The sequence below is a fragment of the Acetobacter aceti genome (genome assembly GCF_002005445.1).
Taxonomy (GTDB): domain Bacteria; phylum Pseudomonadota; class Alphaproteobacteria; order Acetobacterales; family Acetobacteraceae; genus Acetobacter; species Acetobacter aceti_B.
Genome location: NZ_CP014692.1, coordinates 449,911 through 473,315 on the forward strand (window position 1 = coordinate 449,911; position 23,405 = coordinate 473,315).

Genomic DNA, 23,405 nt, shown 5'->3' on the forward strand with positions numbered 1-23,405 from the left:
GAAATGATACTTAATCCTTCACCTGATTTCGGGCCGCCTGATTTCGACGTGGACAGCGGCACGAATAGGAAATAGGTATCATTCGCAACATGACAACAGAACAGGCCGACAGGATCTGCTCATGCGCCTGGACGAACTTCCGGCCGGAATCGATGCCGTTATTGACCATATTGACCACCGTGCGGCGGATGACACCGTAGCGCAGCGGCTGGGCGAACTTGGCTTCGTGCCCGGTGAGCCTTTGCGTATTGTCGCCGTGGGGCCCTTCGGGGCTGATCCGCTGGCTGTAAAAATCGGTTTCACGCGCTTTGCTCTTCGTCGGTCGGAAGCGTCCCGTGTCATCCTGAGGGACGCTTCATAAATCATGGATGCGGTGATCGAAACTCTCCCGCTACGGGCAGCACTGGTCGGTAATCCCAACTGCGGCAAGACCTCGCTGTTCAACCAGTTGACCGGCAGCCGCCAGAAAGTGGCGAATTATGCTGGCGTGACGGTCGAGCGCAAGGAGGGACGTTTTACAACGCCCGGTGGCAGGTCCGTAAGGCTGCTCGATCTGCCCGGCGCTTACAGCCTTGCCGCCACCAGCCCTGATGAAGCCGTTACCCGTGATGTCTGCGCCGGACGGTATAAAGGCGAACCTGCTCCGGAACTGCTGATCTGTGTTCTGGATGCGACCAACCTGCGGTTGCATCTGCGGTTCGCTCTGGAGGTCTGCCGTCTCGGACGTCCGACGATCATCGTGCTCAACATGCTGGATGCCGCCCGCAAGGAAGGGCTGGAAATCGATCTGCCGCGATTGTCGGCCGAACTGGGCGCACCCGTTGTAGGCGTTGTGGCGATCAGGAAGAGCGGTGCGTCTGATCTGCTGGAGCTTCTGGATCATCCGCCTCTCCATGCGCCTGTCCTTAAGATGGATGTTTCCGAGGAAATTCACGCCACGGTGCGGCGGCTTCTCACGGAATGCACATCCCGTCCGACCATCGCCTCCGAGGCGCTGGAAGACCGGCTCGACCGTTGGGTTCTCCATCCTGTCTGGGGGCTGGTGATTCTGCTGGCTCTGATGTTCGTCATGTTTCAGGCGGTCTTCTCATGGGCGCAGCCAGTCATGGATGCGGTTGACGCCGGCGTCACGGATTTCGGCGAGATGCTCCGCCAGTTTCTGCCGGAGGGTCTGCTCCGCAGCCTGCTGGTGGACGGGATCATCGCCGGGGCCGGAACGGTGGTCGTGTTCCTGCCGCAGATCCTGATCCTGTTCCTCTGGATACTGATTCTGGAAGAGTCCGGCTATCTGCCGCGCGCCGCGTTCCTGCTGGACCGGATCATGGCGTCCGCGGGTCTCTCGGGCCGATCCTTTATCCCGCTGCTGTCCAGCTTCGCCTGCGCCGTTCCGGGCATCATGGCGACACGCACCATCCAGAACCCACGCGACCGGCTTGTCACCATCCTGCTCGCTCCGTTGATGACCTGCTCAGCCCGATTGCCTGTTTATGCGCTGCTGATCGCGGCCTTCATTCCCCGTCACTCGATCGGCGGCGTGCTCAACCAGCAGGGTCTGGTCCTGTTCGCTCTTTATATGGTGGCGATCCTCAGCGCGCTCGGCGTGGCATGGGTCATGAAACGGGGTGGCGTTCACGAAGAGCATCCGCTGCTCATGGAACTGCCCGCCTATCGCTGGCCGAGCCTGCGCAATGTGGCGCTTGGACTCTGGCAGCGGGCCGTCATCTTTCTCTCGCGTGTCGGCAGCATCATCGTCACGCTCAGTGTGCTGCTCTGGGCGCTCTCGAGTTTTCCATCGCCCCCGGCTGGTGCGACCGGTCCCGCCATTGATTACAGTCTGGCGGGCTGGATCGGGCACATCATGCTGCCTGTTTTCGCTCCCCTCGGCTTCACCTGGCAGATCTGTGTGGCTCTGATTCCGGGACTGGCGGCGCGTGAAGTCGCGGTGAGCGCGCTGGCCACGGTCTATGCGGTTGGCGGCGTGGAAACGGATGCCGCGTCGCAACTGATCCCGATCCTGTCCAGACAATGGAGTCTTGCGACCGGACTGTCGCTGATGGCATGGTATGTCTACGCGCCGCAGTGTTTCTCGACTCTGGCCGTCATCCGGCGTGAGACAGGCGGCTGGAAGGTCGTCTTTCAGACGGCCGGTTATCTGTTCGGTTTGGCCTATCTGGCGTCTTTCCTCACATGGAGGTTCGCGCTGGTGATGGGATGGGGGCCGTGATGATTGAAAGCCTGATTATCGGACTGCTGGTTCTGGTCTGCGCTCTTTACTGGCTGGGGCGTCTTGCGCCTTCCGTGACGCGGAAACTGTGGAAAAGCACGGGAGCGCTCCTGCGCACGGTCCATGCTCCTTCCGCGCTCCAGACTGCCGTGGCCGGACGGGCCAACGCGGGTTCACGCGGCGGATGTGGTGGATGTAAAGGGTGTGACAGCAGGAGTGGCGGCTGTCACTGAATATGGCTTTTTTGATCATGGATTGTGAAAGGCTAAAGCATTTCCACAAGCCGGTTAAGGAAGCGTTTGGTTGAATCAAGACCGTTGCCGACTTGCACAAGACCAAGCTGCGAGGTCTGGCTAAGATCGACTGGCTTTCACTTTCGCGGCTGCCGCCCACAATCTGGGCGGCAGCCCAAGTGATTGACGATGTCATGACAGCAAGCCCAGAAAACGAATGGAAGATCGAGAATGCCAGCCATCTCAAGGGGGTGCGACTGCATTTTCGCCGCTACACTCAGTGGAGCGAAAGCTGGGATCACGATCACTGCGCGGCCTGCTGGGCCACATTCGCGGAATTCGAGGGCTTGGACATCCAGCACGAAGGCTACGCTGCCTATCATCTTAAAGACGCTTGCTATGAATGGATCTGTCAAGCCTGCTTTGATGATCTGAAGGGCAACATGGAATGGACAGCCGACGATACCTGACAGCGTGTCCGCAGTTCATTTTTTCAACAGTCCGCCACGTGTTTAGTCCTGTGCTTTGATGGGTTGAGGATGAATCTTTCTGGCTCTGAAGGCCATATCTTGCAGATGTATTCACAGGGTGTGAGGCCGTTGAGGGTCTTGAGCCTTCGACCGAAGTTATAGGCCACCATGAAGTCATTGAGGTGCGTCCTCAATTGCTCATGACTGTCGTAATGGAAGCGTTTGACGGTTGCCTGCCTGATTGTGCGGTTCGTTCGCTCGACCCGGCTATTGGTCCAGGGGTGATTGGGTTTCGTCAGGCGATGCCCGTTTCCATTGGTCTTGCGGGTCATGTCGAACCGCATGGAGCGTGACCATGCCGTACCCCGGTTGCGGAGCTGCTCAGCGAACTGGATGCCGTTGTCCGTCAGATGGTATGAAGTGACATAAAGCGAATACAGTTTCGGCCCTACATAGGTTCCTTCAGTCAATAGATAAGGATATTCCGCTGCAGGCTCCCGAGAATGGAGGAATGAAACGGAGAAAAGATGTCCTGAGCTTGATGCAGCCGGGACATCTCGTCGATCTGTGGCGGAAAACAGCGCTGCAGCTTCGCAAGCAGGATACCGAATACTGTGGTTGGAAATTTGCATCGAGAAAAACCGACGAGACGAACTCCCGATTCTGGAGGGTGAGGTAATAGGGGATCACGAAATAAAATAACATATGGGTTAACTTCTGCTACAGATTATTTATCATTCGCTAATATACGATTTGGAGAAAATTATGCCTTTCAATCTTTCGCGTAAAACGAAAGTTTATACTTCAGTAGTTACGGTTGGTATGATTGCAGTGCTGATTCTAAATCCATTTCATACTGTCCAATCAGGTTATGTGGGCGTCCTAACTGACTTCGGATCAGTGCAAGATGCTCCTCTTGAACCCGGCCTACATTTCGCGATGCCATTTTATCAGCGCATACTTTCAGTCTCGACCCAGCCGCAAACCAATACGTCAGATGAAACTGCCGCGACTCACGATTTGCAAAATGTTCACACGTCCGTTTCCGTGACATTCCACATTGCACCGGCATCTGCGCCCGGGTTTTATCGTGATTTCCGTGATTTTGGCACGCTCGGTGCTCGCATCATTGTTCCAACAGTTTCTAATGATGTTAAGGCAATAACATCCTCCTATAATGCAGAAGAGCTTATTACCAGACGAGATGAAGTTGATTCTAAAATACGGGAACTTGTGATTAAATCACTGCTTCCATACCATCTGACCATTGAAGCAGTTAATATAGCCAATTTTGCATTTTCAGAAGTATATGTTCAGGCAATTGAAGCAAAGCAGGTTGCGCAACAGCAGGCGTTACAAGCCAAATATACATTGGAACAGGCAGAGATTTCTTCGCAGGAACAGGTGGTAAAGGCAAAAGCAGCCGCTGATGCTGCTGTGGCGCAAGCGCAAGGTGAAGGACAGTCTTTAAAAATTACCTCTCAGGCGCAAGCTGAAGCGAATGTTCGTTTAACGGCGTCACTTTCTCCGCAAATTTTGCAGAAGGCTGCAATCGACAAATGGGATGGCACAATGCCCCAATATCTGAGCAATGGCACGCCTCTTCCTTTCATCGGGTCAGCCTCTCAAGCGGTTCGACCATGACTCCGACACCAGAAATGATCGAAGACTGCAAGTAATGACACACGACTCAGGCGCTATGGGGACAGGCGAAAGCACCGGGATTGATCCCATGCCGCTTCCCTGATGCCTGATCTGTTCACGTACTGGTGGTTCTGGCTCGGGACCGCCCTGTCATCATTGGCCTCGCCGTTCGGGCTGGCGGTGGCGATGCTCAGGGCGAAGCGGTGGTGTGATCCGTTTGGGTGAACTATCCGGGATTTCCGGACGGTTGAGCGGCAAGGATCTCTTGATGAGTGACGGACTTCCACTGTCTGCGGCGGCTCCGTCACGGCCTACCTCTGACCAAGGCCGCACTTGGTGTCAGCGGTTCATGCGGCCCACGCAGAATCCCATATTCCGCCGCGAGAGTACAGGGAAAAATGGATTGGGGCGAGAGATGCTGCTTTGTAAAACTCTATCCCTCCACTGTAAAACGCCTTCATAAAATGGCTATTTTCTGCGGTTTTATTGGAGAGTTGGTGTCCGCGGCGGGATTCGAACCCACGGCCCCAGGATTCATACCACTTCGACTTTCGCCGCCGCCGCCTCGTGAGGTGGCGTTCGTGGTCTGGACTGTCCCTTCGCCCTGAATCCATACGGATCTGTAGGCGCTGCCCGTCCAGTCTCTACACCTTCCCGAAAAAATCCGGGCTTGGCTCGGGATCGGCATGGCCGGAAGATGACCAAGCGTTCCCCGAATTTGAGCAGATCCACCATGCGGTTTCCCCTCATGGCGCCCAATTATCCAGGAATCCTGTGCTCTATCCTGCTGAGCTACGCGGACACACACTGTTTGTGTAACGCAGTGCTCGGCGCCCTACAAGACGGAAACGTCAGATCAGCAGATCGAGATAATATCCGCGACGCCGGAAAACAGGCATCGGCCCATCAAGGTCCAGATCACCTGCAAGTCTGCGGGAGCGGCGAGGAGAAGAGCCTTCAGTTTCATCAGTGTCAGCAGGACCAACGTTTTTTTTACGTCCGGCACGCGATGCTGCGGCGCGGTCGCCCGGTCGGGACAAAACAGAGATGAGATCGGTCGAAATCATGGCGTCAGGTTACCCTGACGCCAATTAAGAGTTTCTTAAAGAGGAGCGACCTCGCGCCCCGCCTCTCCGAGAGCGATCACACCCGGAAGAATCTTCCCTTCCAGCCACTCAAGGAATGCGCCACCCGCCGTCGAGACATAGCTCATCTCATGCAGGGCGCCAGCATGGCGGAGCGCCGAAACCGTATCACCACCCCCGGCAACGGTTTTCAGTTTTCCGGCGTCGGTCAGCTTCGCAGCAGCCTGCGCGACAGCATTGGTACCCTCGTCGAAGGGAGGCAGTTCAAACACGCCAAGCGGACCATTCCACACCAGCGTTTTCAGTCCGACCAGCTTCTCAATCAGGAGCGCCGTGGTCTTGGGACCAACGTCGAGCGCCATCCAGCCATCGGGAATTGCTGTGACATCCACGATCTGCGTCGGTGCACCCGCCATGAAGTCCTCAGCGATCACCACATCGACCGGCAGAACCAGATCACAGCTACGTGCTTTGGCCTTGGCCATGATCTCGCGCGCCGTATCCAGCATGTCCTCTTCCTTGAGCGACTTGCCCACTGAATAGCCCTGTGCCGCGAGGAAGGTGTTGGCCATCGCCCCACCAACCGCCAGCATATCGACCTTTTCCATCAGGTTGTTCAGCAGATCGAGCTTGGTCGAGACCTTCGCGCCGCCGACAATCGCACCGACCGGACGTTCCGGATTCTCAAGCGCGGCTTCCAGAGCGTTCAGCTCGATTTCCATCAGACGACCGGCGAAGGACGGGATGTGATGCGCCACGCCTTCCGTGGAGGCATGGGCACGATGCGCTGCGGAGAAAGCGTCGTTGACGTAAACATCCGCAAGAGCGGCGAGGTTCGTCGCCATCTCCGGATCGTTCTTTTCTTCGCCTGCATAGAAGCGGGTATTTTCGAGAACGATCACATCGCCATCCTGCATGGCGGCTGCGGCGTCCTCCGCGACTTTCCCCTGACAGTCCGGAACGAAAGTCACTTTTTTGCACAGCACCTTGGCCAGTGCCTCGGAAACTGGTGCAAGTGAAAGCTCCGGAACCACCTTGCCCTTCGGACGGTCGAAGTGGCTGACGACAATCACGCGTCCGCCCTTGTCGGACAGTTCCCTGATGGTCGGAGCCAGCCGCTCGATGCGGGTGAGATCGGAGATTGCGCCATCACGCACAGGGACGTTGAGGTCCGCGCGAAGGAGGATTTTCTTGCCGCGAGGGTCAAGGGAGTCGAGCGTATTGTAGGAGAGGGTAGCCATCGCTTTAGCCTTTCCAGTCGCCCGTGCCGGTATGGCCCGTTCGGGCAGATACCGTCCGGGGAACATGATCGGGGGTGGCGGTCATGCCAGTGAGGATGACCGCCTGAAAAGTCTCAGAGTGCGCCGAAAACCGCTGCCGTGTCGGACATGCGGTTCGAGAAGCCCCACTCATTGTCATACCATGCGCAGATGCGGATCAGCTGACCGCCATCGACAAGCGAGGTCTGCGTCGCGTCGAACGTGGAAGACGCCAGAGCATGGTTGAAGTCGCTGCTGACCAGCGGCGCCGTGTTGTAGGCCAGAATACCCTTCAGCGGACCGGACTCGGACGCCTTCCTGATGGCGTCGTTCACAGCCTCGACCGAGGCCGGGATGTTTTTCGGCACGAAATCGAGGGACACGAGCGAGACGTTCGCCGTCGGGACGCGGATGGCGGTGCCGTCCAGCTTGCCCTTCAGGTGCGGCAGAACCAGACCGACAGCACGGGCGGCGCCCGTTGAGGTCGGGATCATGTTCAGACCGGCAGCGCGGGCGCGACGCAGATCCTTGTGCAGCGTGTCTACCGTGCGCTGGTCACCCGTGTAGGAGTGAATCGTCACCATGTAGCCGCGCACGATGCCGAACGCGTCGTCAAGAACCTTGGCGACCGGCGCGAGGCAGTTTGTCGTGCAGGATGCGTTGGAGATGACCGTCATGTCGGAAGTCAGGATGTCCTGATTCACGCCATAAACGATGGTCGCGTCCACGGCGTCGCCCGGAGCGGAGATGATGACCTTGCGCGCACCGGCTGCGAGCAGCGGGGAAGCCTTCTCCTTGGAGGTGAACAGGCCCGTGCATTCCATGGCGACATCGACGCCCTGAAGCGGCACCTTGGACGGGTCGCGCTCGGAGGACACGGTGATCGGGTCCCATGTGCGGCCATTTGCAGTGATGTGCAGCCTGTTGCCGTCCACCTTCACTTCAGCCGGGAAACGACCGTGCACACTGTCGTAGGACAGGAGGTGAGCGTTGTCTTCCACGCTGCCAAGGTCATTGATGACCACAGGCACAACGTCTGTCCGACCGCTCTCAATAATGCCGCGCAGGACGAGGCGACCGATGCGACCGAACCCGTTGATCGCGATTTTGACTGCCATCTGCTCTGTCTCCGTCTTGTTCTTCTTTTTATCGCCCCGCAACAGGGCGCTGGTTGGACTTTACGATGGGGGACGGGCGTAGTCGCGGGTCCCCTCCGCGTTTCTGGGTTTCCATACGCGCACGGGCCTCCTGCTTCCGCTCCACTCCCAGCAGGGCGCGGACACGTGTGCAGACGACATCCGGCGTAAGGCCAGAACTCTGGTATAACGGGTCGAACCCGGATGCTACTCCGAATTCCTCACTTCCGATGAAAATTCCTGTGTCCCCGAGCCAGCGCTCCCACCCGAAGCCGGAAGCCGCCTCGATCGCAACGCGCGGACACTGTCCCAGAACGGCCTTGCGATAGGCGCTGCTCTGTTTTTCGAACAGTTCCCAGCAGGGCAGGGAAACCACTGCTGCGAAGATGCCTTCCTCCTCAAGTCTATGTCGCGCTTCAAGCGCCAGACTTACCTCGGGACCAGAGGCGATCAGCGTCACAGTCCGGTGAGCGCCGCCACCTTTTGCTTCAAGCAGTACATAACCGCCCTGTTCGGTTTTGCGTACGGACGGTATGGCGGTCCCGGCGAGCGCCGGAAGTGCATTCGGAGTGTTGACCGAACTCCCTCTTCGGGAGTGTCTGGCAAGAACAATGACGGCGGGACCATGCCGCCATGACAGGGCAGCCAGCCACGCCGCTGTGATTTCCTGCGAATCCGCCGGACGGAACAGCGCCAGATTGGGCATGGCGCGCAGGCTGGCGAGCTGTTCAACCTGCTGCCAGGGGGGGCAGGCGGAAGCCTCGGGATCGTCCTCGATCAGCACGAAAAGCAGTCGTTCACGTGAAAGGGCGGCGAAACGCAAGGCCGGACGCATGCGGTCGGCAGAGGAGAGATTGGCCGTTCCGCAGGGCAAAATGCTCCCATGGAGCGCCAGCCCGTTCATGAAGCCGACCATGGCGGGTTCACGGGGACCGCAGGCGAAAGTTCTGGCTTCTCCAGGAGCCATGCCCGCGCTCCTGGGGGTATGCCCTGCGGACATCGACACAAATTCAGGCAGAAGATCAGCGAGTCGTTCGCGTCCTGCTATTCCGGAGCGGAGCAGGGCGGCATCCTGCTCCTCTTCCTCATGGTCTGCTGACAGCCTCTCATCCGAAGAGCGTAGAAAATCGTCTTCAAGCCGGGCGGGTGTACGGCGTTCAAGCGTGCGCTCGAATTCGGCCCGCATGGGATGGCGGGTCAGCCTGCGAAGCCAGGCGCGCTGGACAGAACCGCGTCGTCTGGCGTCGGGCAGATGGGTTTCGGAAGGGCGTGCGGGGAAGCAGGTCGTGTCCGGAGGTGTCGCCGGTGTTTTCCGTGATGTTTCGGCCAGTGTCGCGTCGAGTGTCGCGTCGAGCGTCGCTCCCAGTGCCGGGGACAGCGTTTTACCCAGTGTTTCGCATAAAATGAGGCGAGGCTTCCGGGCTCTGGGGGTGGCGGCCAGAACCTGGGCAATGGCGGCGGGGTCGTCACCGTCGAGCCGCCGGACGCTCCAGCCGGATGCCTCGATCCTGTCGAGGGTCAGGGAGAGATCGGCCTTCTCCTTGGGGTCGCGTGTGGCTGAGGCGACAATGACTGTCAGCCGATCGAGGTGAAACCGGTCGGCGAGCGCAGCCGCTTCCAGAGCCACACCGGTTTCAAGATCTCCGGGCAAGGCCAGCAGCCATGTGCGATGATCCACAAGAGAGCGCCCGAAGCGCCCGGCAAGAATTTTTTCCGCCAGTGTCATGCCGCAGGCTGCGGCGATGGCCTGTCCCGGCAGCGCGCCCGCCAGTCCGAACAGTTCGGCTGAGGCACTGGAGGGAGTGGCGGACGTGACAAGATCAAGAAACGCATTGCGCAATGGCAGCAGCCGGGTCGACGAGACAAAGAAACGGTCACGGTCCGGCCAGAGAGGAATGTCGGGATCGAAGCGCAGGGCCTGTTGCCAGAGCAGGGCCGAGACGAGCCAGAATGGATGCGGAATGTCCTGAATGGCCGCGGGAGTGACGCCTCCGGACCGGAGCGCGAACGCATGGGCCGCTTCAGCGAAAGTCTGCGGATTGTCTGACGGTGTGAAAAGATGTGGCTTACGCGCCATCCAGTGCCTGTCCAGACTGCAAAAACATGAAAACCGGGCTGGGATGAATGGTTCAGCCGTCGGCACAATTAAGCGCCGGGTCTGGTTTCCTGCAAGTATTCCCGCGTGAAGGATTTCGTTCATTGCGCAGGAACGGTATGGACACGGCTTGCTCCACACCCAACTTCCTGCGACCGTCTGAACCATGTCGTCTGATTCCTCTTCCGCCAGCAAGGCGCTCACCCGACGTTTGCGGAGTCTCCATTCGCAGGAGCTTCGTTCGCAGGGAGGGCTGTCTTCGTTTTCCGCTCACCGGAGGCTTGTCCTTCGCGGCGGCCTCATGGGGGCCGCAGCCCTCGCCATTGGCGCATGTGACCCGCTTGACCAGCGTACCTTCAATCCCCGCGCATCCAGACCGCCCAAGGTCTATATTCCGCCGCCACCGCCGGGGCCGCCTCCAGTTCCACCGCTGATCCAGCTTGTGGCGGGAACGCCGGAGCAGGAATGGAGCGGACCGGTCAGGGCGATCGTCAGGAAGGCTCTGGATCGCAAACCGAACATTCTGTTTCAGGTGCAGGCGCTTGCTCCCGCGGGGAGCGATACGGACGCGACTCGTCTTGCCTTGTCCCGCCTCGTCTCTTCCGATGCGCGGGCTGTTACCGATGCGATCGTCGCGGCCGGCGCCTCTCCGGCTCAGGTGGAGATGTCCGCCATGCCGGATTCGACGGTGACGCAACCCACCATACGGGTATATGTTCGTTGAATGTTTCCGACCGGCACGTGGTCTTCACGCGTCAGCAATCTGAATATGCTCTGTTCCGCAGGGCTTGCTCGGAGTGGAAGCAGGATTAAGGTCACAGGCGCGATCGTCTTCATCGCCCGGAAAGCCTTCTTGGGTCCGACAAGGGCGGAAGAGGATGTTCGGAGGCCTGTTGTGAAAATCAGGCTGGAAGAGCGCCGTAAAAAGCAGGCAAAGCCCGTGTCTGGCGGGCCGGCCAGAAGCAGGAGTGGGACAGGGTGACGATTCGTAACGCGAGACACCCGTTTTACGATTTTTGTGACGAGGCGCTCGCCGGTATCAGAAAACAGGGACGATACCGGACTTTCACGCCACTGGCCCGTGATGCCGAGCGGTATCCGGTCTATGAGGAGGCGCTTCCGGAAGGCGACGTCAGCCGTGAGGTCGTGGTGTGGTCTTCAAACGACTATCTCGGCATGGGCGTCGAGCCGGAAGTCTGCGAAGCAGCAATCAGCGCCATCCGCGAACACGGAGCCGGAGCAGGCGGGACACGCAACATCGCGGGCACCAGTCCACTCCACAAGGCGCTGGAAGCCGAGCTGGCCGCGCTTCACGGCAAGGAAGCCGGACTGCTGTTCGGGTCGGGCTATGTGTCGAATCAGGCCAGCCTCCTGACCATTCTGACTTCCATGCCCGGCTGGATATGCTTTTCCGATCGCCTGAACCACGCCTCCATGATCGCCGGGATCAAGGGCGCACGTGGCTCCACCACGGTCATTTACGAACATAACGACCTCGCGGATCTTGAAGCGAAGCTGGCCGCGGCTCCGGCCGACGCCCCCAAGCTGATAGCGTTCGAGAGCGTCTATTCCATGGACGGCGATATTTCAGACATCGCCGGAACCTGTGCGCTGGCCCGGAAATATAACGCCATGACCTATATCGACGAGGTTCATGCGGTTGGCCTGTATGGCGAGCAGGGTGGTGGCGTCACGCAGCGTGATGGTGTTGCCGATCAGGTGGATATCATTGAAGGTACGCTGGCCAAGGGATTCGGCGTGCATGGTGGTTACATCACCGCGTCCAGCCAGATTGTCGATTACCTGCGTTCCACGGCGTCCGGCTTCATCTTCACGACGTCGCTGCCACCTTCGGTCGTCGCGGCGGCGCTGGCCAGCGTGCAGATGGTGCGCGCCCAGAACTGGCGGCGGGAGAAGATGTTCGAGCGGGTGAATACTTTCCGCGCCAAGATGCGGGCGGCGGGCGTGGAGTTCACCATGACGCCCAGCCATATTGTTCCTGTGCCTGTCGGTCATGCCGAGCGATGCAAGGTCATCAGCAAGCGGCTTCTGAACGAATACGGGCTGTATGCGACACCCATCAATTATCCGACGGTTCCCCAGGGGACGGAGAGGCTGCGTCTGACGCCGGGGCCGTTCCATACTGACGAAATGATGGATGAAATGGTTGCTGCGTTGAAAATCCTGCTTGCGGAAGTGCCGTTGGCGGCGTTCGCCAATGAGCCTGCGCTGACGGAAGCTGCCTGAAACAGGCGTCCCGCAAAAAAAGATTTTCGTAAAAACTGTCCCGTGTGTGGCGGGGCAGAATCCTTGCGGAAAGGGACGGATTCGGGATGATGTTCCGGATTCGTCGCACCTGGAGAGGTTCTGGCTTCAGGCCGTCCATGTTGAGGCGCAGGGCTTGATTGGCTTTGTGGGTTTCAGGCTTTGGACATGGGTCCTTGCCGAGTGATATCCAGCTCTGTCGCCAGAAAGATAGCCGACCTCGACCTCGTTCAGGATACTTTCAGGAATTCTGAAAAATGGTCAGCAGTTTCCAACTGCCTGTCATCCGCCCGTAGGTGACCCGCGGTCAGTTCCTTCGGGAGAGAGCCGGGAGGCTGAGCCGGAGATGTCTCTTGTCGATCTCTGTCGCGGGGCTGTCTGGAATGACCGGCATGGCGGGATCTGTAAGCTTTATCACCATAAAAAAAGGATGCCGGACGTGAGTCCGGCACCCCTTTTTCTACCGTAAGGCAGATCAGTTTGCAGCCGGAGCAGCAACGGCCGGAGCCGAAGGAACGGCTGGTACGGAAGGAACCGTCGGAGCTGTTGCGCTGATAGCCGGAGCCTTGTCCTGCTGGGCGGCGGACAGGCTCTTCGCGTTCAGGTCGGCAGTGCCTGCAGCCGTGGATTTCTCTTCCTTTTCAGCAGTCGTCTTCGCTGTCTTGGAAGAAGACTTGTGGTGCTTGTGGTGCGTGCGGGCAGCAGCAGGCTGAGCTGCCGAAATAACCAGAGCTGGCGCACCGACCATCAGTGTTGCCGCGAGGAGGGCTTTTGAAGCGAAGAACCGCATTACGGTATCCTTATGAGTTTATCGGGCCCGATGCGGGCCTTCATCAAGACAGGTGTCTTCACCGTCTCTCTCTTCCTGAGATACACTGGATTACAAAAGAGGGAAGTGCTCAGGGCAAGAACTTTTGAAGGTATTTTCGAGGCGACAGGGCAGCATCCCGCTGTGCGCAGACGCGCTGAACACACGCCCTGCACAGTCTCTGTCGCATTATCCGCCAGCTACTGGCCGTTAATACCAAAAACCAGAGAAAGAATCAGCGACAGGGAAGCGCCGACCCCAAAGCCTACGAGAGTTCCGTTGACGCGCACATACTGAAGATCCCGGCCCACCCGGAGCTCCAGCTTTTCCGATACGACATCGGCGTCCCAGTTGCCCACGACGGTTGCGATGAACTTCGTCAGGTGCTCCCTCAGATAAGGAAGAGAACGGGTAACGCCCTTTCTGGCGGCGTCTTCAATCCGCTGGCGCATGGCGGGATCTTCCCGCGCCTGCAGAGCCATGCGGTTCAGTGTCTCGCGCATCAGAGTGAACGTCCAGCCGTCATCACACCGGATATCCGCTTCGATCATCCGCTTGATGCGCGACCAGATATCGGCGCCCCAGGTCAGCATGGACTCGTGAGCGAAGACAGAACGCAGCGTCTGGGAAATTTCCTCGGAACGGCCCGGATCCATTTCGATCCGGTCGATTTCACTCCGGACCCATTCCGTAAATCCCTCCCGGATGGTCGAATCATCGGGGTTGATACGGTCCAGTTCTTCACTTGCCGCCGCCAGAACCTTGTTGGCAATGGAACCGCCGATCGCCCAGCCGACCAGTCGGCCGCCCTGCTCACGCACCCGGGCCTCGATCATGGCGCGGAGCGCCGGCTCTTTCGCCTGCAGGCCCGATTTCAGTTGTCGCAAAAGAAAAGTGAGCACTTCCTGATGCTGGTTGCCGTCCACAAGAGAACGAAGACCGCGTGCAATGACCGGGCTCAGATTGCTTCCACCCAGCAGGAGAGGAAGGCTGCGTCCGATGGCGGCTCCTGCGCGCCCATCCTCCAGCCGCTCCAGCATTTGAGGCACCGCGCCTATCAGGCTGCTGGTCAGCGTATTCGCTGTCGCGGGATCGGACAGGATGTTGGCGACGAAAGTCGGCAGGTCGATCGTGGAGAGGACACGGTCGATCTCTTCTTCGGTAAAGACCTGCGTTGTGACGAACCGTCCCAGCGCGAGGCCCAGCCGTTCTTTCTGCGCCGGGATGATCGCCGTGTGAGGGATCGGCAGCCCGAGCGGATGGCGAAACAGCGCCGTGACGGCGAACCAGTCCGCCAGTCCGCCGACAACGCCCGCTTTTGCGCCGGCGCGCAGCATGCCGAGCCACAGGCTTTCGGGAAGCAGGCCATAAGCGGGAGCGACGTAGCCAGCCGTGGTGAGGCCGGCCATCAGGGCCAGCAGGCCTGTCGCAGCCCGCTTCTGGCGGGTCAGATTGCGACGGGCTTCATCATCCGGGTGTGTCTGCGTACTCATCACGAGGTTAATAGCATCGGCACATGCTCTTCCCAAATGTGCGCCGGCATGCTCGGATAAGATTGCTGTATCGTATCGTCCTGTCGATCATGCCCGCCTTCATGAGTGAGAGAAGTTTCAATGGCTGCTGCGTCCTCGTCCTCCGGTTCTCCGCTGATTGCCGGAGGCGATGCTCTTTCTGCCGGAGCCCGCGCCATTCTGGCGATGGGACATTTTCATGAGAGCGAAGGCGAGACGCAGAACCCGCCCCCTGCGGAGGTGACCGGTAATGACGTCCTGTCGACAGCATGGCGGGTTTCCACGCTGCTGGAGCAGGGTAAGGCGTCGCTTGTGGATTTGCAGGCGGTTATCAGGCATCTGCGTGACGATGCTTTCCTGCGGCGTGCGACACGATTGCATCGCTATCCGGGAGGCACCAGTTCTTCCGTCACCGAAGACCGCCTGAAAGGCGTGGTGCGGCAGGTTCTGGACTCGGCATTTGGCCGGACGAACGGTACCGAAGGGTCTGACGGGGACGAAGTGACGGAACCCACACGCCCCACGGCTGCGGAGGCGCTCGCCCGTTTTCGGGCTGAGCTGGAACGCACCCGGTATGCGGCGGTTTTTACGGCGCATCCGACTTTTGCTGTCGCAAATGAAGTGTACGCGGCGCTCGCCAGCTATGCCTCTGCTCCGGGGCCTCAGGATACCGCGCCAGATCTGCTTTCCCATCGTCGGACGGCGGCGCCCACGCTTGAGGAAGAGTTTTCACTCGCCTCGGCGGCTATCCTGCGGGGGCGGGATGCGCTCGACAGGCTGAATGTGGAACTGCTCGGCGCGTCGCGTGAAACCTGGCCGGACGCCTGGTCTTCCATCATTCCTCGTCCGGTCATCATGACAAGCTGGGTCGGTTATGACACGGACGGCCGCACGGATATCGGCTGGTGGGACACGCTCCGCCTGCGCCTGAAGATGAAACTGTTCCAGTTGCAGAGGCTTCGGCAGCAGATTATGGAGTCCGGTGTGGAAGCGTCCACATTGACAAGCCGCCTGTCGCGCGCCTGTTACACGGTTGAGGCCCAGATCGCGGCCTGTCCGAAGAATGCTGATGCAGATGCGACAGTGGAATTCGCCACTCTCATCGTGGACCACAAGGAAGACGCCATTCTCGATCCTGCGGTGCTGGGTGATGCGCTTCAGGATGTCATCGACACGGCTTCGCCGGACGCCGCTCTTGCGGTGGCAGTCGCCCGCGCTGGCTTCTTCGCGCACGGCATGTCGGCCTCTCACAGCCATACGCGCCTGAACGCCACGCAGCTTCATAACGTAATCCGCCAGCGCCTCCGTTTCACGGATGATCCGGCTGATCCGGCCCATCGCCGCGCTCTGCTGGCCCATATCAACGAGGCGCTGGAAAACGTCTCGCCCGTGCCGGTGGATTTTGGCGCGTTGCTGGTGGAGCAGGCTTCCGCCGCCAAGCTGATGATGACGGTCGCCCAGATCGTCAAGCATATCGATTCGGCAACACTGGTGCGCTTCCTGATCGCCGAGACGGAGAGCGGTTACACCCTGCTGGCGGCTCTCTGGCTCGCGAAGCATTTCGGGATCGACGATAAGGTCGAGATTTCTCCGCTGTTCGAAACGCGCGAAGCCCTGATGGGTGGGGCGCATATCATTGAAGAGGCGCTGCGTTCTCCTCACTGGCGGGACTATCTCCGCAAGACCGGGCGGCTCTGTCTCCAGTTCGGCTATTCCGATTCCGGCCGTTATGTCGGACAACTCGCCGCGACCTATCTGATTGAACGCCTGCGCCTGAAGATCCTTGATCTGCTGCATGTCTGGGATCTGGAAGATGTCGAGGTCGTGCTGTTCGACACGCACGGCGAAAGCGTCGGACGAGGCGGCCATCCGTTCCGTCTGTCTGACCGGTTCGCCTATCTGTCGCCCATGCATGTACGGGCGAAGTTCGCTGAACGCGGCGTGAAATACCGCGAGGAAAGCGCCTTTCAGGGCGGTGACGGCTATCTGCTGTTCGGCACGCCGGAACTGGCGGCGGCGAGTGTCGCCACCATCGCGGAGCACACGTTCGAGCCCGTCCGTCGCCATGACGATCCGGTCTATGACGAGCCTGATTTTTCCTCGGATTTCTTCTCCACGATCGCTGATGCGATGACCGGTCTGGTCGCGGACCCCGGTTACGCCGATGTGCTCGGGGCGTTTGGCCCGTCCCTGATCGACAAGACCGGCTCACGTCCGGCGGCACGGCAGAGTGAAGGTGGCGGGGCGACTCCTCGCATCACGCATCCAAGTCAGCTCCGGGCCATTCCGAACAACGCCATTCTCCAGCAGCTTGGCTGGTGCGCTAACACCATTCAGGGACTGGGATCTGCGGCTCGGCGTCATCCGGAGACTTTCGAGACCTTCCGGGAAGGCAGCGCCCGCTTCCGTCGGGCGCTTGACTTCGCCGCGCACGCGCTGGCGCATTCGGACGATCAGGTGCTGCGCAGCGTGATCTGGCTGCTTGACCCGGGCTACTGGCTGGACCGGGCGACCGCCGAACCCCGCTCCGGCAAGCGTGAGCGCTATCTCACGGTGATGCATGATCTGGAGCGGCTGGATTTCTGGGCGGACACGCAGTCCATGTTCCGTCGGATTCAGGAGGATCATCTGGCATTGCGGGCGGTCTGGCCGGAGGCTCCGACCATTCATCCGGCTGAAAAGCTTCTGCACGCCATCCGCATCGCCCTGATTGAAAAGATCTGGGTGCTGGCGACCCAGATCCCGTTTTTCATGCCGCGGGGAAATTTCACCCGTGATGTGATGATGCGGCGGATTCTCTGTCTGGAAATACCGTCTGTGCTGCGTGAACTGGATGCCATTTTCCCGCGGGGCGGCACCAAGCTGGATTACAATTTCCACGAACCGGCCGGACCGCAGGTGGATAATTCCTACAGTCAGGAACATGACGAGATTTTCCAGCCTATGCAGGAGATGTTCCAGATGATGCGCGAAATCAGCGTGGCGCTCATGCACGGGATTGGCGCGTTCGGCTGAGTGGACGGTGCTTTTGCAGCAACGGCTTTATGGGTTGGCGCTGTAAAAGCGGTCGCGGGATCTGGGCGCTTCCAAAACGAGCCACCGGTCTATCCTTTGTCGATTGATGATAAACGGTTTCCAAAGGCGCGCCTTTGGCGGGGTGTGGGGCGGAGCCCCAAAACCTTCTCCGGCAAAAAAGACAGGCATGCTGGCCGATATTGCGTCCGCACAGTCCGTTACCAGAGTGCGGCATTGCGCTCTGACGGTCTCTTTCACGAGGCTTTGAGCTTGACGGGAAGCCCTGCGCGTTCCATCTGTCCCTAAACAGGACCGATTTGGTCCTTAATGGCGGAGGTTCCGCCGCAACGGACGGAAACCATGCTCAGGCTGTCGAAACTGGCGGATTACGCTGTTCTGACCCTCGTTAATCTTGGACGGCATGATGGCGTTGTCACGTCACCAGCCCTTGCGGTCGAAACCGGCGTGCCGGAACCGACTGTCGCCAAGGTTCTCAAGGCTCTGGCGTCTGATGGCCTGCTCGTCTCCCAGCGCGGGGCGCACGGTGGTTACCGGCTGGCCCTGAAGCCGGAGGAGATTTCCATAGCACGGGTCATCACCGCTGTGGATGGGCCGATCTCATTGACGGCATGCGTCACTGGTGGGGCAGGGTGCGACAATGGTGACTGCACTCTTTACGGTAGTTGGGATGTAGTGAATGAGGCCATCCGGAATACGCTGTCCGGGATTTCCATTGCCCGGATGGCTGAGATGAGCAATGCGCCAGGGCGTCGGCGGTCGGTTGAAGCGGTGTCCGCAGACACCGCGCCGCAGAGCAACAAGGTGACGACCGGGCCGGTCGGGACGTTTGGAGGATAATGGGTCATGCCAGCCGTTACAGAAACCCGTGAACAGGTCGAGAAGCTCGGCAAGTCCTCCTATGAATGGGGTTTTGAGACCGACATCGAGATGGATTTCGCGCCGAAGGGCCTGAATGAAGACATCATCCGTCTGATCTCGACCCGCAAGGAAGAGCCGGAATGGATGCTGGAATGGCGTCTCGCGGCCTACCGCTCATGGCTGAAGATGAAAGAGCCGACCTGGGCCAAGGTGACGTATCCGCCGATCGACTATCAGGACGTGCATTACTATGCCGCTCCGAAGAAGAAGGATGGACCGAAGTCACTGGAAGAGGTCGATCCGGAACTGCTGCGGACCTATGAGAAACTGGGTATTCCGCTGCATGAGCAGGCGATGCTGGCGGGCGTGGAAGTGCCGGAGGGCGAGGAAGCCCGTCTGCCGGTGGCGGTGGACGCCGTGTTCGACAGCGTGTCCGTGGCTACGACTTTCCGCAAGACGCTTTCGGAAGCAGGCGTGATCTTCTGCCCGATCTCGGAGGCGATCCGCGATTATCCGGATCTTGTGAAGCAGTATATCGGCAGTGTCGTGCCGGTGGCCGACAATTTCTATGCGGCCCTGAACTCGGCGGTCTTTACGGACGGATCGTTCGTGTTCGTGCCGAAGGGTGTGCGCTGCCCGATGGAACTGTCCACCTATTTCCGTATCAACGCCAAGAACACGGGACAGTTCGAACGGACGCTGATCATTGTCGAAGACAGGGCTTCCGTCTCCTATCTCGAAGGCTGCACCGCGCCGATGCGTGACGAGAACCAGCTTCACGCGGCGGTAGTGGAATTGGTGGCGATGGAAGATGCGTCCATCAAATACAGCACGGTCCAGAACTGGTATCCGGGCGATGAGAACGGACGTGGCGGCATCTACAACTTCGTCACCAAGCGTGGCGCCTGCCGTGGTGCGCGCTCCAAGATTTCTTGGACGCAGGTGGAAACCGGTTCGGCCATTACATGGAAATATCCGTCCTGCATCCTGCAGGGTGAGGAGTCCGTGGGCGAGTTCTACTCGGTTGCCGTGACCAACAATCACCAGCAGGCAGACACCGGCACCAAGATGATCCATCTGGGCCGGAACAGCCGCTCGACGATCATCGCCAAGACCATCAGCGCCGGGAAGTCTGACAGCACCTATCGCGGGCAGGTGAAGATCATGCCGAAAGCGTCGGGCGCGCGGAACTTCACCCAGTGCGACAGCCTGCTGATCGGCGATCAGTGCGGCGCGCATACGGTGCCCTATATCGAAAGCCGAAACATGACGGCGCGTGTGGAACATGAAGCCACCACGTCGAAGATTTCCGAAGACCAGATGTTCTACTGCCGTCAGCGTGGTCTTTCGCAGGAAGATGCCGTCGGTCTGATCGTCAATGGTTTCTGCAAGGAAGTCCTCAAGGAGCTTCCCATGGAGTTTGCCGTGGAAGCACAGAAACTGTTGCAGATCAGTCTTGAAGGCAGCGTCGGCTGAACGTGCGGAGAGGAATGGAAAAAATGAGCGAATTACTGAAAATTTCCGGTCTGCATGCCAGCATCGACGCCGATGGCGCTCCCAAGGAAATCCTGCGCGGCGTGGATCTGGTGATCCCCCCGGGTGAAGTGCACGCGATCATGGGGCCGAACGGCTGTGGCAAATCCACCCTGTCCTATGTTCTCGCCGGGCGTCAGGATTATGAAGTCACGGCAGGATCGGTCCTGTTCAAGGGAGAGGATCTGCTGGCCATGGAGCCGGAAGAGCGGGCTGCCGCCGGTATTTTCCTTGCCTTTCAGGCGCCTGTGGAACTGCCGGGCGTGAACAACGCCAACTTCCTGCGCACAGCCGTCAACGCGGTCCGCCGCGCACGCAACGCGCCGGAACTGGATGCTGTCGGTTTTCTGAAAGCTGTCCGCGCCGCCACGAAGAATCTCTCCATGGCTGACGACATGCTCAAGCGTAACGTCAATGTCGGCTTCTCGGGTGGTGAGAAGAAGCGCAACGAAGTGCTTCAGATGACCATGTTGCAGCCAACGCTGGCCATCCTTGATGAGACGGATAGCGGTCTTGACGTCGATGCGCTGCGGATTGTCGCAGAGGGTGTGCAGAACCTGCGCTCTCCCGACTTCTCGGCGCTGGTGATCACGCATCATCAGAAGCTGCTCGATTATCTCGGCCCGGATCGTGTGCATGTGATGGCCAAAGGTCGCATCATCCGCAGTGGTGGTCCGGAACTGGCCCGGCAGATCAACGAGGAAGGGTATGCAGCCTTTCTCAGGGAGGCGGCATGAACGCCATCGCGCCGATCACGCAGGGTCTTGAACCGTTTGCGGCCCGTCTTTCCGATGTGAAAGGCGAGGACCGCAAAGCTGCCGCTGGTGCTCTGGCCCGCACAGGGCTTCCGACACCGCGTGTCGAAGCCTGGCATTATACAAATCTGCGGGCGCTCTCTGGGCGTGTTTTTTCTGATGCGCCGGCCGGGTTTGATGAAACGGCGGCTCAGGCCGCGCTGGCACGCATTCTGCCGCCGGATTCAGTGGTTGCGGTTCTTCCGCGTCTGGTGCTGGTGAATGGCCGGTTTGCGCCGACGCTGTCATCGACAGATCTGCCGGAAGGCGTGACCTGCACATCCTTTGTCCAGTCACCGGATTTCGGAATACTGGCATCGCCTGACCGTGAAGGCATGGTCGCGCTGAACACCGCGCTGGCTGGTGACGGTGTGCGGATCTCCGTGGCTCCCGGCACGCAGGTCGGGCAACTCGTGCTCGTCTCTCTGGCGCTTGGCACGGACAGCGATGTGTCATTCCATCCGCGCCACAGCATAACGCTGGGCGAGGGCGCTTCGCTTTCGATTATCGAGATTGTGGCTTCTGAAAACGCGGGTGCTTATCTGCATAATCCGGTTCTAAGCTGCACGATTGCCGAGAAAGCCCATCTGACGCATGTGAAGATCCAGCGGGAAGCCGAAAACGCTGTTCATCTGGCGACGGTCTATGCCGATATCGCCGTGCGCGCCGCCTATGACAGCTTCACACTCGGTCTCGGTTCCGTGCTGGCGCGGCATGAAGTGCACGCCACGATGCATGGCGACCACGCTGCTGTGCATGTAAACGGGGCGCAGCTTCTGGCGGCCTCGCAGGTTGGCGACATTACCAGCGTCATTACGCACGGAGCGCCTGACTGCGTCTCGCGTCAGACCGTGCGCAATGTTCTGTCGGATCGCTCGCGGGCGGTGTTTCAGGGCAAGGTTCTGGTCGAGCGTGTCGCGCAGAAGACCGATGGTTACCAGATGAATCAGGCGTTGCTGCTGTCGCCGTCCGCCGAGATCAATGCCAAGCCGGAACTTGAGATTTACGCGGACGACGTCAAGTGCAGTCACGGCGCGACAGTCGGCGCGCTGGACGATGACCAGCTTTTCTATCTGCGCAGTCGCGGCATCCCTGACGATCAGGCGCGTCAGATGCTGGTTGAGGCTTTTCTGGTTGAAACAGTTGAACTCGTTGAAGATGAGACGCTGCGGGCTGCGCTGAACCAGACGCTTGCGACGGTCCTGAGGCAGCGCATCGGTGCCGCGGAGAAAACCGCATGAATATCGCAGACATCAGAGCGCAGTTTCCGATCCTGTCGGAAAAGGTTCATGGAAAGCCTCTGGTTTTTCTGGATAGTGCGGCGTCTGCCCAGAAACCCGATGTCGTCATAGACGCCATGTCGCAGATGATGCGCTCGCAATATGCGAACATTCATCGTGGCCTGCACTGGATGAGCGAGCGGGCGACGGAAGCCTATGAGGCTTCCCGCAGCCGCGTGGCGTCTTTCCTCGGCGGTGCACGTGAAGAGATCGTCTTTACCCGCAACAGCACCGAGGCGATCAATCTTGTCGCCTATTCCTACGGAAGTCTGCTGAAGCCGGGACAGGCTGTGCTGATTTCCGAAATGGAACATCACGCCAATCTGGTGCCGTGGCAGATGCTGCGCGATCGGGCCGGGATTGAGCTTCGTGTCGCGCCCATCACCGATGAAGGTGACCTCGACCTGGATGCCTATGGCCGCCTGCTTTCGGATGGCAAGGTGGCTCTGGTCGCCATCACGCATATGTCGAACGTGCTGGGCACCATCACTCCGGCCGAGCGTCTGGTGACGATGGCGCATGACGCAGGCGCGAAAATCCTGCTGGATGGCAGTCAGGCCGTGGTGCATCGCAAGATCGATGTACAGAAACTTGGCGCTGATTTCTATGTCTTTACCGGTCATAAGCTCTATGGGCCGACCGGAATCGGCGTGCTGTGGGCGCGGCGGGAACTACTGGACGCCATGCCGCCTTTCATGGGCGGTGGCGACATGATTTCGAGTGTGACATTCGAGAAGTCCATCTGGGCGCCCATTCCGGCAAAATTTGAGGCTGGCACACCGGCGATTGTGGAAGCGGTCGGCCTTGGTACTGCCATCGACTGGGTCGAAAGCATTGGCTACGAGGCCATCGGGGCGCATGAAGCCACCCTTACGGCGCATGCCCTTCGTGTGTTACCCGAAGTTCCCGGTTTCTCGGTTGTAGGAAAGCCGAAAGAGCGTGGCGGCGTCATCTCCTTTACAATGGATGATGTGCACTCCCACGATATTGCCACGCTGCTGGACAGGAACGGCATAGCGGTCAGGGCCGGGCATCACTGCGCCGAGCCTCTGATGCATCGTCTGGGACTGACGGCCACGGCGCGCGCCAGCTTCGGTGTTTATACGACCGAAGAAGAAATCGACACACTTGCGGAAACGCTCAAGCGTATCCGGCAGTTTTTCGTATAGGCCGG

The 23,405-nt window shown here is 59.4% G+C and carries 20 protein-coding genes and 1 pseudogene; 14 read left to right on the forward strand and 7 right to left on the reverse strand.

What is annotated here, in order from left to right:
- The first annotated feature begins 121 nt into the window (after positions 1 to 121).
- The 4 genes from A0U92_RS02010 (at position 122) to A0U92_RS02025 (ending at position 2,927) form a co-directional block, all read left to right on the forward strand.
- Positions 122 to 361, forward strand: coding sequence for a FeoA family protein (locus tag A0U92_RS02010; RefSeq protein ID WP_077811781.1), 240 nt, complete (start codon positions 122 to 124; stop codon positions 359 to 361).
- Positions 362 to 364: 3 nt separating this feature from the next.
- Positions 365 to 2,224 carry a ferrous iron transport protein B gene (feoB, locus tag A0U92_RS02015; RefSeq protein ID WP_077811782.1) on the forward strand — a complete coding sequence of 620 codons (1,860 nt, stop codon included), beginning with the start codon at positions 365 to 367 and terminating at the stop codon, positions 2,222 to 2,224.
- Positions 2,224 to 2,457, forward strand: a complete 234-nt coding sequence (locus A0U92_RS02020) for a DUF6587 family protein (RefSeq protein WP_236748332.1) — start codon at positions 2,224 to 2,226, stop codon at positions 2,455 to 2,457. Before feoB ends, A0U92_RS02020 begins: the two co-directional genes overlap by 1 nt.
- Before the next feature lie 92 nt (positions 2,458 to 2,549).
- Complete coding sequence (locus tag A0U92_RS02025; RefSeq protein ID WP_077811784.1) at positions 2,550 to 2,927, forward strand: hypothetical protein; 378 nt, start codon at positions 2,550 to 2,552, stop codon at positions 2,925 to 2,927.
- A gap of 23 nt (positions 2,928 to 2,950) precedes the next feature.
- On the opposite strand, the pseudogene A0U92_RS02030 reads toward A0U92_RS02025, so the two are convergent.
- Positions 2,951 to 3,235 (reverse strand): annotated as a pseudogene (locus tag A0U92_RS02030) (integrase core domain-containing protein); the annotation flags it as partial.
- Between the two features lie 457 nt (positions 3,236 to 3,692).
- Between A0U92_RS02030 and A0U92_RS02035 the strand changes: the two are divergent.
- Positions 3,693 to 4,571: a prohibitin family protein gene (locus A0U92_RS02035; RefSeq protein WP_077811785.1), complete on the forward strand. Its 879-nt coding sequence runs from the start codon at positions 3,693 to 3,695 to the stop codon at positions 4,569 to 4,571.
- A gap of 102 nt (positions 4,572 to 4,673) precedes the next feature.
- Positions 4,674 to 4,796 carry a hypothetical protein gene (locus A0U92_RS18415; RefSeq protein ID WP_257788155.1) on the forward strand — a complete coding sequence of 41 codons (123 nt, stop codon included), beginning with the start codon at positions 4,674 to 4,676 and terminating at the stop codon, positions 4,794 to 4,796.
- 626 nt (positions 4,797 to 5,422) lie between these two features.
- Here A0U92_RS18415 and A0U92_RS02040 read toward each other — a convergent pair.
- The 4 genes from A0U92_RS02040 to A0U92_RS02055 all read right to left on the reverse strand — a co-directional run bounded on the left by A0U92_RS02040 (position 5,423) and on the right by A0U92_RS02055 (position 10,128).
- Positions 5,423 to 5,638 carry a hypothetical protein gene (locus A0U92_RS02040; protein ID WP_077811786.1) on the reverse strand — a complete coding sequence of 72 codons (216 nt, stop codon included), beginning with the start codon at positions 5,636 to 5,638 and terminating at the stop codon, positions 5,423 to 5,425.
- A gap of 35 nt (positions 5,639 to 5,673) precedes the next feature.
- On the reverse strand, positions 5,674 to 6,897 hold the full coding sequence (locus A0U92_RS02045) for a phosphoglycerate kinase (protein ID WP_077811787.1): 1,224 nt from the start codon (positions 6,895 to 6,897) through the stop codon (positions 5,674 to 5,676).
- 113 nt (positions 6,898 to 7,010) lie between these two features.
- Positions 7,011 to 8,033, reverse strand: coding sequence for a type I glyceraldehyde-3-phosphate dehydrogenase (gap, locus tag A0U92_RS02050; protein WP_077811788.1), 1,023 nt, complete (start codon positions 8,031 to 8,033; stop codon positions 7,011 to 7,013).
- Positions 8,034 to 8,061: 28 nt separating this feature from the next.
- Complete coding sequence (locus A0U92_RS02055) at positions 8,062 to 10,128, reverse strand: transketolase-like TK C-terminal-containing protein (RefSeq protein ID WP_077811789.1); 2,067 nt, start codon at positions 10,126 to 10,128, stop codon at positions 8,062 to 8,064.
- A 184-nt stretch (positions 10,129 to 10,312) separates the two neighbouring features.
- Between A0U92_RS02055 and A0U92_RS02060 the strand changes: the two genes are divergently transcribed.
- Together A0U92_RS02060 and hemA are read left to right on the forward strand one after the other, a co-directional pair.
- The gene (locus A0U92_RS02060) at positions 10,313 to 10,870 is read left to right on the forward strand and encodes a hypothetical protein (protein ID WP_077811790.1); all 558 of its coding nucleotides are present in this window, start codon (positions 10,313 to 10,315) and stop codon (positions 10,868 to 10,870) included.
- 254 nt (positions 10,871 to 11,124) lie between these two features.
- Positions 11,125 to 12,393 (forward strand): 5-aminolevulinate synthase, encoded by a 1,269-nt coding sequence (hemA, locus tag A0U92_RS02070; protein ID WP_077811792.1) that lies wholly within the window; start codon positions 11,125 to 11,127, stop codon positions 12,391 to 12,393.
- A 493-nt stretch (positions 12,394 to 12,886) separates the two neighbouring features.
- On the opposite strand, the gene A0U92_RS02075 is transcribed toward hemA, so the two are convergent.
- Both A0U92_RS02075 and A0U92_RS02080 read right to left on the reverse strand, forming a co-directional pair.
- On the reverse strand, positions 12,887 to 13,201 hold the full coding sequence (locus A0U92_RS02075; protein ID WP_077811793.1) for a hypothetical protein: 315 nt from the start codon (positions 13,199 to 13,201) through the stop codon (positions 12,887 to 12,889).
- A 218-nt stretch (positions 13,202 to 13,419) separates the two neighbouring features.
- Positions 13,420 to 14,712 carry a DUF445 domain-containing protein gene (locus tag A0U92_RS02080; protein ID WP_077811794.1) on the reverse strand — a complete coding sequence of 431 codons (1,293 nt, stop codon included), beginning with the start codon at positions 14,710 to 14,712 and terminating at the stop codon, positions 13,420 to 13,422.
- A 120-nt stretch (positions 14,713 to 14,832) separates the two neighbouring features.
- Here A0U92_RS02080 and A0U92_RS02085 point away from each other — a divergent pair, with 120 nt between their 5' ends.
- The 6 genes from A0U92_RS02085 (at position 14,833) to A0U92_RS02110 (ending at position 23,400) form a co-directional block, all read left to right on the forward strand.
- A complete protein-coding gene (locus A0U92_RS02085) occupies positions 14,833 to 17,745 on the forward strand; it encodes a phosphoenolpyruvate carboxylase (protein WP_077811795.1) in 2,913 nt (970 codons plus the stop codon).
- A 360-nt stretch (positions 17,746 to 18,105) separates the two neighbouring features.
- A complete protein-coding gene (locus A0U92_RS02090) occupies positions 18,106 to 18,603 on the forward strand; it encodes an SUF system Fe-S cluster assembly regulator (RefSeq protein WP_236748334.1) in 498 nt (165 codons plus the stop codon).
- A 6-nt stretch (positions 18,604 to 18,609) separates the two neighbouring features.
- Positions 18,610 to 20,100, forward strand: coding sequence for a Fe-S cluster assembly protein SufB (gene sufB, locus A0U92_RS02095; RefSeq protein WP_077811797.1), 1,491 nt, complete (start codon positions 18,610 to 18,612; stop codon positions 20,098 to 20,100).
- Between the two features lie 23 nt (positions 20,101 to 20,123).
- Positions 20,124 to 20,894 carry a Fe-S cluster assembly ATPase SufC gene (gene sufC, locus A0U92_RS02100; protein WP_077814193.1) on the forward strand — a complete coding sequence of 257 codons (771 nt, stop codon included), beginning with the start codon at positions 20,124 to 20,126 and terminating at the stop codon, positions 20,892 to 20,894.
- Positions 20,891 to 22,192, forward strand: a complete 1,302-nt coding sequence (gene sufD, locus A0U92_RS02105) for a Fe-S cluster assembly protein SufD (RefSeq protein WP_077811798.1) — start codon at positions 20,891 to 20,893, stop codon at positions 22,190 to 22,192. The genes sufC and sufD overlap by 4 nt, the downstream gene beginning before the upstream one ends.
- Positions 22,189 to 23,400, forward strand: coding sequence for an aminotransferase class V-fold PLP-dependent enzyme (locus A0U92_RS02110; protein WP_077811799.1), 1,212 nt, complete (start codon positions 22,189 to 22,191; stop codon positions 23,398 to 23,400). Before sufD ends, A0U92_RS02110 begins: the two co-directional genes overlap by 4 nt.
- Positions 23,401 to 23,405 lie beyond the last annotated feature (5 nt).

Excerpts from the sequence above, each read along its gene's own strand:
- A0U92_RS02010 (WP_077811781.1), top strand. The coding sequence starts at position 122 with ATGCGCCTGGACGAACTTCCGGCCGGAATCGATGCCGTTATTGACCAT.
- feoB (WP_077811782.1), top strand. The coding sequence starts at position 365 with ATGGATGCGGTGATCGAAACTCTCCCGCTACGGGCAGCACTGGTCGGT.
- A0U92_RS02020 (WP_236748332.1), top strand. The coding sequence starts at position 2,224 with ATGATTGAAAGCCTGATTATCGGACTGCTGGTTCTGGTCTGCGCTCTT.
- A0U92_RS02035 (WP_077811785.1), top strand. The coding sequence starts at position 3,693 with ATGCCTTTCAATCTTTCGCGTAAAACGAAAGTTTATACTTCAGTAGTT.
- A0U92_RS18415 (WP_257788155.1), top strand. The coding sequence starts at position 4,674 with ATGCCTGATCTGTTCACGTACTGGTGGTTCTGGCTCGGGACCGCCCTG.
- A0U92_RS02040 (WP_077811786.1), bottom strand. The coding sequence starts at position 5,638 with ATGATTTCGACCGATCTCATCTCTGTTTTGTCCCGACCGGGCGACCGC.
- A0U92_RS02045 (WP_077811787.1), bottom strand. The coding sequence starts at position 6,897 with ATGGCTACCCTCTCCTACAATACGCTCGACTCCCTTGACCCTCGCGGC.
- gap (WP_077811788.1), bottom strand. The coding sequence starts at position 8,033 with ATGGCAGTCAAAATCGCGATCAACGGGTTCGGTCGCATCGGTCGCCTC.
- A0U92_RS02055 (WP_077811789.1), bottom strand. The coding sequence starts at position 10,128 with ATGGCGCGTAAGCCACATCTTTTCACACCGTCAGACAATCCGCAGACT.
- A0U92_RS02060 (WP_077811790.1), top strand. The coding sequence starts at position 10,313 with ATGTCGTCTGATTCCTCTTCCGCCAGCAAGGCGCTCACCCGACGTTTG.
- A0U92_RS02075 (WP_077811793.1), bottom strand. The coding sequence starts at position 13,201 with ATGCGGTTCTTCGCTTCAAAAGCCCTCCTCGCGGCAACACTGATGGTC.
- A0U92_RS02080 (WP_077811794.1), bottom strand. The coding sequence starts at position 14,712 with ATGAGTACGCAGACACACCCGGATGATGAAGCCCGTCGCAATCTGACC.
- A0U92_RS02085 (WP_077811795.1), top strand. The coding sequence starts at position 14,833 with ATGGCTGCTGCGTCCTCGTCCTCCGGTTCTCCGCTGATTGCCGGAGGC.
- A0U92_RS02090 (WP_236748334.1), top strand. The coding sequence starts at position 18,106 with ATGCTCAGGCTGTCGAAACTGGCGGATTACGCTGTTCTGACCCTCGTT.
- sufB (WP_077811797.1), top strand. The coding sequence starts at position 18,610 with ATGCCAGCCGTTACAGAAACCCGTGAACAGGTCGAGAAGCTCGGCAAG.
- sufC (WP_077814193.1), top strand. The coding sequence starts at position 20,124 with ATGAGCGAATTACTGAAAATTTCCGGTCTGCATGCCAGCATCGACGCC.
- sufD (WP_077811798.1), top strand. The coding sequence starts at position 20,891 with ATGAACGCCATCGCGCCGATCACGCAGGGTCTTGAACCGTTTGCGGCC.
- A0U92_RS02110 (WP_077811799.1), top strand. The coding sequence starts at position 22,189 with ATGAATATCGCAGACATCAGAGCGCAGTTTCCGATCCTGTCGGAAAAG.